At 68.4% G+C, this 12,128-nt stretch carries 11 protein-coding genes; 7 read left to right on the plus strand and 4 right to left on the minus strand.

The annotated features are described in order from the left end of the window. Positions 1–162: 162 nt before the first annotated feature. From EV192_RS06505 to EV192_RS06535, 6 genes are all read left to right on the plus strand, one after another. Entirely contained in the window at positions 163–1,332 is a 1,170-nt protein-coding gene (locus tag EV192_RS06505) for a BMP family lipoprotein (protein ID WP_132111984.1), read from the plus strand. 78 nt (positions 1,333–1,410) lie between these two features. Then, positions 1,411–2,934 (plus strand): ABC transporter ATP-binding protein, encoded by a 1,524-nt coding sequence (locus EV192_RS06510; RefSeq protein ID WP_132111986.1) that lies wholly within the window; start codon positions 1,411–1,413, stop codon positions 2,932–2,934. Continuing rightward, the gene (locus EV192_RS06515) at positions 2,931–3,998 is read left to right on the plus strand and encodes an ABC transporter permease (protein ID WP_132111988.1); all 1,068 of its coding nucleotides are present in this window, start codon (positions 2,931–2,933) and stop codon (positions 3,996–3,998) included. The genes EV192_RS06510 and EV192_RS06515 overlap by 4 nt, the downstream gene beginning before the upstream one ends. Continuing rightward, a complete protein-coding gene (locus EV192_RS06520; protein ID WP_132111990.1) occupies positions 3,998–5,260 on the plus strand; it encodes an ABC transporter permease in 1,263 nt (420 codons plus the stop codon). The genes EV192_RS06515 and EV192_RS06520 overlap by 1 nt, the downstream gene beginning before the upstream one ends. A gap of 169 nt (positions 5,261–5,429) precedes the next feature. Beyond that, positions 5,430–5,819: a cytidine deaminase gene (locus EV192_RS06530; RefSeq protein ID WP_424923342.1), complete on the plus strand. Its 390-nt coding sequence runs from the start codon at positions 5,430–5,432 to the stop codon at positions 5,817–5,819. 36 nt (positions 5,820–5,855) lie between these two features. Then, a complete protein-coding gene (locus EV192_RS06535) occupies positions 5,856–7,136 on the plus strand; it encodes a thymidine phosphorylase (protein WP_132111994.1) in 1,281 nt (426 codons plus the stop codon). A 42-nt stretch (positions 7,137–7,178) separates the two neighbouring features. On the opposite strand, the gene EV192_RS06540 is transcribed toward EV192_RS06535, so the two are convergent. After that, positions 7,179–8,444 carry a hypothetical protein gene (locus EV192_RS06540; protein ID WP_424923348.1) on the minus strand — a complete coding sequence of 422 codons (1,266 nt, stop codon included), beginning with the start codon at positions 8,442–8,444 and terminating at the stop codon, positions 7,179–7,181. A gap of 265 nt (positions 8,445–8,709) precedes the next feature. On the opposite strand from EV192_RS06540, the gene EV192_RS06545 reads away from it, so the two are divergent. Then, positions 8,710–9,819 carry an adenosine deaminase gene (locus tag EV192_RS06545; protein ID WP_132111998.1) on the plus strand — a complete coding sequence of 370 codons (1,110 nt, stop codon included), beginning with the start codon at positions 8,710–8,712 and terminating at the stop codon, positions 9,817–9,819. A gap of 56 nt (positions 9,820–9,875) precedes the next feature. On the opposite strand, the gene EV192_RS06550 is transcribed toward EV192_RS06545, so the two are convergent. From EV192_RS06550 to EV192_RS06560, 3 genes are all read right to left on the minus strand, one after another. Then, complete coding sequence (locus tag EV192_RS06550) at positions 9,876–11,159, minus strand: primosomal protein (protein WP_132112000.1); 1,284 nt, start codon at positions 11,157–11,159, stop codon at positions 9,876–9,878. A 111-nt stretch (positions 11,160–11,270) separates the two neighbouring features. Continuing rightward, positions 11,271–11,741 carry a YbaB/EbfC family nucleoid-associated protein gene (locus tag EV192_RS06555; RefSeq protein WP_132112002.1) on the minus strand — a complete coding sequence of 157 codons (471 nt, stop codon included), beginning with the start codon at positions 11,739–11,741 and terminating at the stop codon, positions 11,271–11,273. Further along, entirely contained in the window at positions 11,738–12,118 is a 381-nt protein-coding gene (locus EV192_RS06560) for a YbaB/EbfC family nucleoid-associated protein (RefSeq protein ID WP_132112004.1), read from the minus strand. Before EV192_RS06560 ends, EV192_RS06555 begins: the two co-directional genes overlap by 4 nt. Positions 12,119–12,128 lie beyond the last annotated feature (10 nt).

Consider the following 12,128-nt stretch of genomic DNA (forward strand, 5'->3'; position numbering starts at 1 on the left):
GGTCATGCCGCTGCCATAGTGGTCTTTCGGTAAACGATTGGATTACGCCGGGGCCGGTGCGTGCTGGGGCTCTCCTACGGACGGGTACGGTTCGCCAATTCGCAATTCCCGGCGGCCCCCGCCGGGTCGTTCGCTGCTCATGGAGCGGGGAGGGAGTACGTCGTGCGTCGATCGCGCGTAACCACGTTGGCGGCCGTCGCCTTGACCGGAGCCCTTGCGCTGGCCGGATGTGCCAAGGACTCGGGAGGCGGTTCGAGCAACCCACCGGCCGGCGGTGCTGGCAGCCAGACGCCTGGTTCCCTCGCCGCGGGGTGCAAGGTCGCGACGCCGCCGGCGGCGTCCGGTGGCGGCAGCACCAGCAGCAGCTCGTCGGGCGCGAAGGTGGACGGCAGCGCGCTCAAGGTGGGCCTCGCCTTCGACATCGGCGGCCGTGGTGACGCGTCGTTCAACGACGCCGCCGGCGCCGGGATGGACAAGGCAAAGGCGGACCTGGGCATCAAGGACGTCAAGGAGCTGACCGCGGCGCCGAACGAGTCGCCGGACGCCAAGACCAGCCGGCTGCGCCAGCTCGCCGACGGCGGGTACAACCCGGTCGTCGCGATCGGGTTCGCGTACGCGGACTCGGTGAAGGCGGTCGCCACCCAGTACCCGAATGTGAAGTTCGGGATCGTCGACGACGACACCGTGACGCTGCCGAACGTGACGCCGCTGGTGTTCGCCGAGGAGCAGGGCTCCTTCCTGGTGGGTGTCGCCGCGGCGTACAAGAGCAAGGCGTGCCACATCGGCTTCGTCGGCGGCGTGGACACGCCGCTGATCCAGAAGTTCGAGGCCGGCTTCAAGCAGGGTGCGAAGGCCGCCGCGCCGGACGTCAAGATCGAGAGCGAGTACATCACGCCGGCCGGTGACTTCACCGGTTTCCAGGACCCGGCGAAGGGCAACACCGTCGCCGCCGGTGAGATCGGCCGCGGCGCGGACGTCGTCTACCAGGCCGCGGGCGCGTCCGGCAAGGGCGTGTTCCAGGCCGCGAAGTCCAAGAACGTGCTGGCCATCGGGGTCGACTCGGACCAGTACAACCAGTCGACGGTCGCGGACGTCAAGGACGTGATCATCACCTCGATGCTCAAGCGGGTCGACGTCGCGGTGTTCGACTACGTCCAAGCGGTGGCCTCGAACAACCTGTCGTCGCTGCCCAAGCGGTTCGACCTGAAGGTGGACGGCGTCGGCTACGCCACCTCCGGCGGCCAGATCGACACCATCAAGTCGGTGCTGGACGCGTACAAGGGCCAGATCGTCGGCGGCCAGATCACCGTGTCGGACAAGCCGAGCAAGTAGGACACTCAGCGGTTGTCCGGGGCCCGGGAAGTCATGAGCTTTCCGGGCCCCGGCACCAGTTCAGGGAGCTGGTAAACCATGAGCACGGACGTCGCCGACGAACCGGCCGTCGTACTGGAGGGAATCACCAAACGCTTTCCCGGGGTGGTCGCCAACAGCGATGTCCGCCTTGTGGTGCGCAGAGGTGAGGTGCACGCGGTCTGCGGCGAGAACGGCGCCGGCAAGTCCACGTTGATGAAGATCCTGTACGGGATGCAGCAGCCGGACGAGGGCACGATCACGGTCAACGGCACGGTTGTGCAGTTCCGCAGCCCGTCGGACGCGATCAAGGTCGGCATCGGCATGGTGCACCAGCACTTCATGTTGGCCGACAACCTTTCGGTACTGGAGAACGTGGTGCTCGGCGCCGAGGCGCTGCACGGAACCGGCCGCAAGGCCCGGGGCCGGGTCGCCGAGCTGGCCGAACGGACCGGCCTGCGGACCGATCTGGACAGTCCGCTGGAGTACCTCGGGGTGGCCGACCGGCAGCGGGTCGAGATCGTCAAGGTGCTCTACCGCGGCGCCCGGATCGTCATCCTGGACGAGCCGACCGCGGTGCTTGTCCCGCAGGAGGTCGACGACCTGTTCGCGACCGTCCGGCAGATGCGTGACGACGGCTTCACGTTCATCTTCATCTCGCACAAGCTGGACGAGGTCCGGGCGATCGCCGACACGGTCACCGTGATCCGGCGCGGCACCACGGTCGGCACGGCCGACCCGAAGACGATCAGCTCCCGGCAGCTGGCCGAGATGATGGTCGGCTCCGAGCTGCCCAGCCCGGAGACGCGGGAGTCCACGGTCACCGACATGCCCGTGCTGACCGTGACGGATCTACGGCTGGAGTCGTCCGGCCGGGCCGTGCTGGACGACATCTCCCTGCTCGTACGGTCCGGTGAGATCGTCGGGGTGGCCGGCGTCGAAGGCAACGGGCAGACCGAGCTGGTCGAGACGATCATGGGCATGCGCAAGGCGGCCGCCGGCATGGTTTCGCTTGGTGGCAACGACATCACGAAGCTCGGCACGCTGGCCCGTCGCGAGGCCGGCATCGGGTACATCGCCGAGGACCGCACCCGGTACGGCCTGCTGCTGACGCAACCGTTGTGGGCCAACCGGATGCTCGGTTACCAGACCCGCAAGCCGGTGTCCGGCGGGCAGTGGCTGGACATCGCCGGGGCCAAACAGGACACTCGCCGGATCGTTGAGGCCTACGACGTGCGCACGCCGGGCATCGACGTGCCGGCCGCCGCACTTTCCGGTGGGAACCAACAGAAACTCATCGTCGGCCGGGAACTGTCCGGCGATCCCGTGCTGCTGATCGCGTCGCATCCGACGCGCGGTGTGGACGTGGGCGCGCAGGCGTTGATCTGGGAGCAGATCCGCCAGGCCCGCGCCAACGGGCTCGCGGTGCTGCTGGTGTCCGCCGACCTGGACGAGCTGATCGGGCTGTCCGACCGGATCGTGGTGATGCTGCGCGGCCGGCTGGTGTCCGAAGAGGACCCGGCGACGGTGACCCCGGAGGATCTCGGCTGCGCCATGACCGGCGCGCCCAGGGAGGCGAAGTGAGGACCACACTGCGTGGCAAACTGCTGCCGCCCGTGTTGGCGATCGTGTTCTCGGTGCTGCTGTGCACGATCGCCCTGGTGATCTCCGGGGACGACCCGCTGAAGGCGTTCGGCGCCATGATCGGCCAGTTGGGCCGCGGCACCACGCTGATCGACACGGTGAACAGCGGTGCCGTGTACTACATCGCGGGTCTCGCGGTGGCCATCGGCTTCCAGATGAACCTGTTCAACATCGGTGTGGAGGGCCAGTACCGCTTCGCTGCGGTGGTCGCGGCGATCGTCGGCGGCGAGATCGTCCTGCCGGCCGGCATCCACACTGTCGTGATCCTCATCGTCGCGGTCCTGGCCGGTGCGGCGTACGCGCTGGTTCCCGCGTTGCTGAAGGTGTATCGCGGGGTCAGCGAGGTCATTTCGACGATCATGCTGAACGCCATCGCGATCGGCCTGATCGCGTACCTGACCGGCGTCAAGGCGTTCGGTGTGCAGCGCGGCAACAACATCACGACCCAGCCGATCGAGTCGTCCGGCTGGGTGCCGGGCATCCCGATCGGCTCGGGCAGCCTGTTCGGGTTCGTGTTCATCGCCGCGCTGATCGGCGTGGCGTACTGGGTGATGCTGAACCGGACCCGGTTCGGGTTCGAGCTGAAGGCCAGCGGCGAGTCGCCCACGGCGGCCACCGCCGGCGGTGTGGACGCCCGCAAGATGGTCATCACGGCGATGCTGCTGTCCGGCGGCATCGCCGGCCTCACCGGCCTGCCGGAGCTGCTCGGCCGTGACCACGAGTACCTGCAGACCTCGCCGGCGGGCTACGGCTTCGTCGGCATCGCGGTCGCCCTGCTCGGCCGGAACCACCCGGGCGGGATCGCGTTGGGCGCCCTGCTGTGGGCGTATCTCGACAAGTCCGCGGTGTCCCTGGACAACGTGGGTGTGCCCCAGGAGATGACAACGATCATGCAGGGCGCGATCGTGCTGTCGGTCGTCGTGGCCTATGAGGTCGTCCGCCGCTTCGAACTGGCCGCGGAGCAACGCAGAGTGGGTCGCGAACTCGCGGCGGGAGGTGCCTGATGGCGACCACTGTCAGCTCGCCGGTCACCATGGCGATTCCGCCGAAGGAGCGTCGCTTTCCGGGCTGGCTCAGGGGTGTCCTGTGGGCGGTCGGCACCATCGCGGTCCTGTCCACAGCGTCCTACCTGACCGGGAACACCGACCTCACGTCGTCCAGCACCTCCCAGACCGCGTTGCGGCTCGCGTTGCCGATCCTGTTGGCGGCCTTGGGCGGCCTGTGGTCGGAACGCGCGGGCGTGGTCAACATCGGCCTCGAGGGCATGATGATCCTCGGCACGTGGGGCGCGGCCTGGGGCAGCTACTACGCCGGCCCGTGGGTCGGCCTGATCGCCGCGTGCGCGTTCGGCGCCCTCGGCGGCCTGCTGCACGCGATCGCCACAGTCACGTTCGGCGTGAACCACATCGTGTCCGGTGTGGCCATCAACCTGCTCGGCCTCGGTGTCACGAAATACCTGGCACACCTGGTCTTCCAACCACTGTCGCACAACCCGCGCCAGTCCCCGGTGGTCCCGAAGTTCGACACCTACTCGGCGTCCGGCCTGTCGTCCTGGCTCGGTGACCTGGAACACCAACAACGAGTGGTGATCTCCGACGTGGCCGGCATCGTCCGCGGCCTGATCACCCAGGTGGCCCCGCTGACCATGCTCGCGGTCCTGCTGGTGCCGGTCAGCTACCTGCTGCTCTGGCGCACCCGCTTCGGCCTGCGCCTGCGTTCCTGCGGCGAGAACCCAGTCGCGGCAGAGTCCCTCGGCGTCAACGTGTACGCCTACAAATACGTGGCCGTACTGATCTCCGGCGCCTTCGCCGGCGCCGGCGGCGCCTCCCTCGTGCTCCTGAAGGACGGCGCCGACTACCTGGAAAACCAGACCAACGGCCGCGGCTACATCGGCCTGGCCGCGATGATCTTCGGCAACTGGCGCCCCGGCGGCCTGCTGAGCGGCTCCGCCCTCTTCGGCTACACCGACGGCCTCCAACTCTCCGGCCGCGGCCCAGCCGTCCTGGCCCTGCTCTACGCGGCCGTCCTGCTGCTGGTGATCGTCGTCGTCGTACAACTGGTCCGCCGCCGCTGGTTCGCCGCCGGCGCCGCAGTCCTGGCCGCGGGAATCCTGTACGCCATCTACTACAGCGTCGACGAACTACCCCGCGACCTGACCCCGTACGCACCGCACTTCGTCACGTTGATCGTGCTCGCCGTGGCATCACAACGACTCCGAATGCCCCAGGCCGACGGCTTCATCTACCGCCGAGGCCAAGGCTCATGACACTGCACAGCACCAGGCGTGCCAGTCGCCACAATCAATCCGAGCGCAGCGCCGACAGCGCACGACCTGCGTGGTGACAGCGCTGTTGGTGCCGGGCGCCACTGGTGGCACCGAGGGGCCGGGTCTTTTCTTTGGACTCTGACCTGGTGTTTCGCTAGCGTGCGGGATCATGAACCCTGACTGGGATGCCCTGCGGAAGGCCGCGATCGAGGCGGCGGCGAACGCCTACTGCCCCTACTCCGGCCTGCAAGTGGGTGCCGCGGCGCTGGTGTCGGACGGGCGGACCATAGTTGGGTGCAACGTGGAGAACGCGTCGTACGGGCTTGGGTTGTGTGCCGAGTGCACGATGGTGGGGCAGTTGCGGATGACTGGTGGTGGGCGGTTGGTGGCGGTGGCGTGCCGGAGTGGGGTGGGGGAGTTGCTGATGCCTTGTGGGCGGTGTCGGCAGGTGATCTATGAGTTCGGTGGGCTGGAGTGTCTTGTCGATACGCCGCGGGGGATTCTGCCGATGAGTGCGGTCCTGCCGGAGGCGTTCGGGCCGGAGCACCTGCCCGCGTGAACGTAGGGTGGGGTGCACCGAGTTCGAGGAGGAGCGATGGGTCGCGAACGACTGTCCGCTGTGGACGTCATCCGGACGAAGCGGGATGGTCACCGGCTGAGTGACGACCAGATCGACTGGGTCGTGGACGCGTACACCCGGGGTGTGGTGGCCGACGAGCAGATGTCCGCGTTGGCCATGGCCATCTTCCTGAACGGGATGGACACCGCCGAGGCGGCCAGGCTGACCCAGGCGATGATCGACTCCGGGGAACGGCTCGACCTCGAGGTGGACCGGCCGACCGTGGACAAGCACTCGACCGGTGGGGTCGGGGACAAGATCACGTTGCCGTTGGCGCCGTTGGTGGCCGCGTGCGGGGCGGCGGTTCCGCAGTTGAGCGGCCGGGGGTTGGGGCACACCGGGGGCACGCTGGACAAGCTGGAGTCCATTCCCGGGTGGCGGGCGCAGTTGAGCACCGACGAGATCAGGAAGCAGCTCGTCGAGGTCGGCGCGGTGGTGTGCGCGGCCACTGAGGGGTTGGCTCCTGCGGACAAGAAGTTGTACGCACTGCGTGATGTCACGTCGACGGTTGAGTCGATTCCGTTGATCGCCAGCTCGATCATGTCCAAGAAGATCGCTGAGGGCGCCGAGGCGCTCGTGCTGGACGTGAAGGTCGGTTCGGGCGCGTTCATGAAGACCGAGCAGGACGCCCGCGCTCTCGCTGAAGCGCTCGTGGGGATCGGCAAGCAGCACGGTCGCAAAGTCACCGCGTTGCTCACCGACATGTCCGTTCCGTTGGGCCGTGCGGTTGGCAACGCCGTCGAGGTCGCGGAATCCGTGGAAGTCCTCAAGGGCGGTGGGCCACAGGACATCATCGACCTCACAGTCGCCCTCGCCAGGGAGATGCTCGCCCTCGCCGGCATCGACGCCGACCCGGCGCAAACGCTTGCGGCAGGCGGGGCCTACGAGACCTGGTGCCGGATGATCAGCGCCCAGGGCGGCGACCCCGAGGCGCCTCTCCCGAAGGCCGGACACGTGCACATCGTCGAAGCTGTGGCCGATGGCACCCTGACCCAGCTGGACGCCTACCAGGTCGGTGTGGCGGCCTGGCGGCTGGGCGCAGGCCGCGCCCGCAAGGAAGACGCCGTGCAGCACGCCGCTGGCGTCATCTGCCACAAGAAGCCGGGCGACCGGGTGCTTGCCGGCGAGCCGCTCCTGGAACTACGCACGGACACACCGGAGGCCATGGAAGGCGCTCTGCAGGCGCTCGACGGCGGCTACCGCGTCGAGCACGGCACGCCGGAGCCGGCCAAGCTGGTCATCGACACGGTCCGATAGACGAAAGGGCCGCCCAGGAGGCGGCCCTTTCGATCGAATCCGTCAGGCCTCCTCGGTGGAGTCCGCCTCTTCGAGTTCCTCGATCCGCGGCTTCTCGCCGTTGATCTTCTTGCCGCCACGGGCTCGGCGCTGCTGGCGCGGCATGGTCGACGGCGGCGCCGCCGGCATCGTGGGGCCGCCGCCCATCATCAGCTCGGCGAACGTGGCCATCGCCTCGTCCAGGTGGCCGCCGATCCGGCGCTCGGTCTCCTCGTTGCTCTTGCGCACCAACGACGTGACCTTGTCGGTGTCCGGCTGGATCGCCACCAGGCTGTGCACCTTGGTGAGGTTCTGCTCGATCGTGCCGCCCAGCTCGCCGAGCCGGGCCGCGAAGCCGTCCTCCACCGTGTCCAGCCGGGACGCCATGTCGTCGAGCCGGCCGAGGGCCTGCTCCAGGCGCTGCGCCAGGGACTCCAGCCGGTCGCTGGCGTCCATTGTCTCCTTGGTCTCGTCCAAGGCCGCGTTGAGCGCGTTGCGGGCCTCGTCGAGCGACGTGCCCAGCTGGTCGCGGGTGTTGTCGAGCGACGACGCCAACGAGTCACGCGTGCTGTCCAGCGACTTCGACAGCAGGTCGCGGCTGTTGTCCAGGGACGACGCCAACGCGGCACGGCTGTCGGACACCGAGGCGGCCAGCGAGTCACGCGTCGAGCTGACCGAGTCACGGGTCTCGTCGAACCGGTGGTTGACGCCGTCGTTGACCTCGGTGATGTGCCGGTGCAGGGCGTCCTTCGTGCCGTCGAGGTGCTCGTGCACGCCTTCGTCGACCTCGTCCAGGCGGCCGCGCAGCGCGGTCTCCAGGGTGTCGATGCGCTCGCGCAGCGGCACGTGGGTCGCGCTGGGCACCGAGTCGAGCTTGGTGTCCTGCTTGTCGAGGTGCGTGTCGAGGGAGTCGATCCGCCGGTGGATGTTCGCCAGCTTGTCCTCGAGGCCGTCCATCCGGCCGACGACGCCTTCCATCTTGCCGACGACGCCGTCCAGCCGGCCGTCGAGCTGGGCGAACGGTGTGGCCAGCTTGTCCACGATCGATTCGACCGCACGGGCCAGGGACGCGATCGCGTTGTCCTGGGCCTCAAGTTTCGCCATCGCCTCGTCCAGGCGTTCCGCTATCACACCGACCTCGGTGCGATCCGGTAGTTCGGACAGCCGCTTGCGCACGGACCCGATCGACTCCAACGGCGAGAGCCTGGCGTGGATCTCGTCGAGCGCGTCGAACACCTGCTGCTGCTCGCTCTCACGGATTTCGGCCGCGCGCGTCAGCATGTTGCGCATCCGGTCGAACGACACCGTGGCGTTGCTGTTCTCGTTCACGGAGGTGACCTTCGTCCTGGGGAGGGGAGACGCAGGGGAGCCTAGCCAGTCCCAAAACGCGTCCATACACCACCCGTTAGTTCTGTGTTAGTTGATCTCGCGAGATTACGCCGTTCAGCGGTAATCTCGGCCCTTGCGGGCAGTCTCACTCTGGGAGCGAGTGGGCACACTACGTTGCCACGGTTGGACACGATCGGGTGATGGCCGGTCCAGGTAACGTACCCCCATGTCGACCTCGAATCCCTTGACGCCTGAGGCGATCCGACGCGCCCCCAAAGTGTTGCTGCACGACCATCTGGACGGTGGCCTGCGGCCGGCCACCGTGATCGAACTCGCCGACAGCTCCGGTTATGTTGATCTCCCCAGTACCGACGAGGCCGAGCTCGGCCAGTGGTTCACCGACGCCGCGAACGCCGGCACGCTGGAGCGTTACCTGGAGACGTTCGCCCACACGTGCGGCGTCATGCAGAGTGAGGATGCTCTCGTTCGGGTGGCCTCCGAATGTGCACAGGACCTGGCGGACGACGGCGTGGTCTACGCGGAGGTGAGGTACGCGCCGGAGCTGTTCACCGAGCGTGGTCTCAGCCTCGACCAGATCGTCCAGGCCGTCGAAGCCGGCTTCCGCGAGGGCGAGCGGGCCACCGGTGGCAAGATCCGGATCGGCACCCTGCTGTGCGCGATGCGGCAGAACGCGCGCTCGCTGGAGATCGCCGAGCTGGCCGTCCGCTACCGCGAGCAGGGCGTCGTGGGCTTCGACATCGCTGGCCCGGAGGCCGGGTTCCCGCCCACCCGCAACCTGGACGCGTTCGAGTACCTGCGCCAGCAGAACGCGCACTTCACCATCCACGCGGGCGAGTCGTTCGGCCTGCCGTCGATCTGGGAGGCGATCCAGCACTGCGGCGCCGAGCGGCTCGGCCACGGCGTGCGGATCGTGGACGACATCAAGGTCGACGGCGACGGCACGGTCCACCTCGGCCGGCTGGCGAGCTACGTGCGCGACCGGCGGATCCCGCTGGAGATGTGCCCGTCGTCGAACCTCCAGACCGGCGCGGCGCCGTCCCTCGCGGAGCACCCGATCGGCCTGCTCACCAAGCTGCGGTTCCGGGTGACGGTCAACACGGACAACCGCCTGATGAGCGGCTGCTCGGTGTCCAGTGAGATGGCCGCGCTGGTCGACACCTTCGGCTACGGCTGGTCCGACCTGCGCTGGTTCACGGTGAACGCGATGAAGTCCGCGTTCATCGGCTTCGACGAGCGCCTCGCGCTGATCAACAACGTGATCAAGCCGGGCTACGAAGCCCTCATCGCGGGCGGCGAGAAGCACCCCTCGGAGTGAGTTCCCCCAGGTGGGTGGCTCGGCGCGGGCCGAAACCACCCACCTGGAGTCGCCCTTCAGTGGATGGTGAGCCGGTCAACGAAGGCGTTGACCAGCTTCTGCCAGACGTCGACCTCGGCGTCGAACGGCGCGCTCGGCACCAGGCGGGTCGGGTCCGGCCGGAGCACGAACGACACCAGCCAGCCCAGCGACTCCGACTCCGACAGCGCGTCGGCGACGGAGTCGTCGCCGGCCCATTCGGCCGCGTCGGTGAGCAGCTCCACGGCGAGGTCCAACTGGGTCGGGTCGACCGTGTTCGGGCCTTCCGCGATGTCGTCGGCCAGCCCGGTCAGCACGTACGTGTTGTCGATGTGGACGTCCACCTCGAGGTCGCCGTTGGTGGCCTTGGCGACCACGTCATCCCAGGTGGACACCTCGGTGAGGTCGTTGTCCTCGACTTCCTCCGAGGTGATGAACCGGCTGAGCGCGCGGGTCGACTTGAACGCGTCGATCTGGCCGTCGGCGCCGAGGAAGATCGGCTCGTCGTCGATGTAGCAGCGCAGCGTGTAGTACTCCGCGCTCTCGGTGATGATCTTGATCGGGTCGATGCCCACCTCGGCCCAGAAGCCCACCGGCTCCGGCTCGGCGACCTCGGCCTCCTCCTCGGCTTCGGCCTCGGCGCCCGTCGAGGCATCCTCGGCCGACTCCAGCTCGTCGATGTCCTCGTCGTCGCTGGCCAGCTCGGACTCGGCCGCCTCGGCCTGGAACGCGGCCAGCTCCTCGGTGGCGACCTCCAGCGCGGCCTTGTCCACCTCAGGGGCGATCACGACCTCGTCGATCGCGTCGAGCACCTCGTCCCACCGCTCGACGATGGTCTCCGCCAGCTGGGTCCAGCGCCGCTCGCCGTCCCGGCCGGTGAACGGGAACGTGCCCTGGTCGAGCAGGTCGAAGCCCTCGGCCGCGGACAGCACGTCGTTCACCGCGTCCAGCTCGCAGACGTCCGCGAGGGACCGGACGATGTTGACGATCTGGGCCAGCTCGTCGATGGTCCAGGTGTCCATCTCCTCGGCGACCAGCTCCGGCACGCCGACGAGGTCGAACTGGTTCGACTCCTCCGGCAGCAGTTCCGGCACGGACAGCTTGGGCACCACCGGCCACGCCGGATGGTCCGTCAGATCGTGCTCGGTCGCCGTCCGCACGAACGCGGCCAGGTGGGCCGCGTCGGGGAACGCGTAGAGGTCCTCCTCGTCGCCGAGGAACGCCTCCCAGTCCTCGCCGTCCTCCCGCCAGCGGGGAGCCCAGAGCGTGACGACGTCGCCCTGGGGCAGCCCGAGCTCGATCGGGACGATGTCCTGAGCCATTGGCCCTCCGCCTTCTTGCCGCTGTAAATCAGTACTGCGTGATCCCGTGTCCGGCGCTCATTCTGGGCACACCGAACGCCGGCAGCCTACGGCTTTTGGGTTGTGCGTCGATCACCGGTCGGACCGGAGCGACGAAGGATCGAACGAGTGGACGTCGTCTTCAGTTCCCTGGTCGGCAACGGCCTGCTGATATACCGGCGCCGGGATGGCCGCTCGGTCGCCGATGACGTCCCAACCAGCGGCTCTGGCTGGGGCGACGCCCATGGCGCCCTCGAGTTGCGTGGTCACCTCGTCACCGAGAACAAGGGCCAGTTGGTTGAGGCCGCGCTGTTTGGCGTACTCGGCGGCCTGCTGGGCGACGGCTGTGATGGTCTCGCCGAGCCAGCGGACACCGCGGTGCAGTGCCGTCGGGTGCAGCCGCAACGACTTCAGCTCGCCGCCGGCGGTCGTGGTGGCTTCGACGAGCCCTTCGGGATCGCGGGCGGTGGCGACGATGGACTCGACGCGCCGGCGGAGGTCCTGGCTGGCCAGCCTGCGTTCTTCGGCCTGCTGGACGTACTCGTCGACGGGTGGCTCGGTCACTGGAACACTCCGCTGAGGTCGTCCGGGTCGTCAGGCCCGTGACCGGCCGGCATCCCAAGATCCGCAAGGCTTTCGGTGGCTTTCGGGGGGAGCACGGACCGCAGTGACGAGTGCATCCGCGAGTTCGCGGCCGTGGTCGCGCGGGCGGCCAGCCGGACCACTTCGGCAGCCACCTCGTCCGGGTGCCGCGCCAACACGGCTGGCTTGATGTCCACGGACCGCAACATCCCGCCAGGGCTGACGGTCACCGTGACCATGCTGTCCGCCGAGGACGCCACCCCGGTCACCGGGCCGATCCGCCCGGCCCGCGCCGCCGTCTCGGCGACAGTCCGGCCGAGCCGGTCCAACTCCTCCTGCACATGATCCTCGTTGCCCACAAGTCCCGAT

The organism is Actinocrispum wychmicini (assembly GCF_004345645.1).
GTDB lineage: Bacteria > Actinomycetota > Actinomycetes > Mycobacteriales > Pseudonocardiaceae > Kibdelosporangium > Kibdelosporangium wychmicini.

What these genes read in the sequence shown, in the direction of transcription:
- EV192_RS06520 (WP_132111990.1), top strand. Translation starts at nt 3,998, where the DNA reads ATGGCGACCACTGTCAGCTCGCCGGTCACCATGGCGATTCCGCCGAAG.
- EV192_RS06510 (WP_132111986.1), top strand. Translation starts at nt 1,411, where the DNA reads ATGAGCACGGACGTCGCCGACGAACCGGCCGTCGTACTGGAGGGAATC.
- EV192_RS06550 (WP_132112000.1), bottom strand. Translation starts at nt 11,159, where the DNA reads ATGGCTCAGGACATCGTCCCGATCGAGCTCGGGCTGCCCCAGGGCGAC.
- EV192_RS06530 (WP_424923342.1), top strand. Translation starts at nt 5,430, where the DNA reads ATGAACCCTGACTGGGATGCCCTGCGGAAGGCCGCGATCGAGGCGGCG.
- EV192_RS06545 (WP_132111998.1), top strand. Translation starts at nt 8,710, where the DNA reads ATGTCGACCTCGAATCCCTTGACGCCTGAGGCGATCCGACGCGCCCCC.
- EV192_RS06535 (WP_132111994.1), top strand. Translation starts at nt 5,856, where the DNA reads ATGGGTCGCGAACGACTGTCCGCTGTGGACGTCATCCGGACGAAGCGG.
- EV192_RS06540 (WP_424923348.1), bottom strand. Translation starts at nt 8,444, where the DNA reads ATGCGCAACATGCTGACGCGCGCGGCCGAAATCCGTGAGAGCGAGCAG.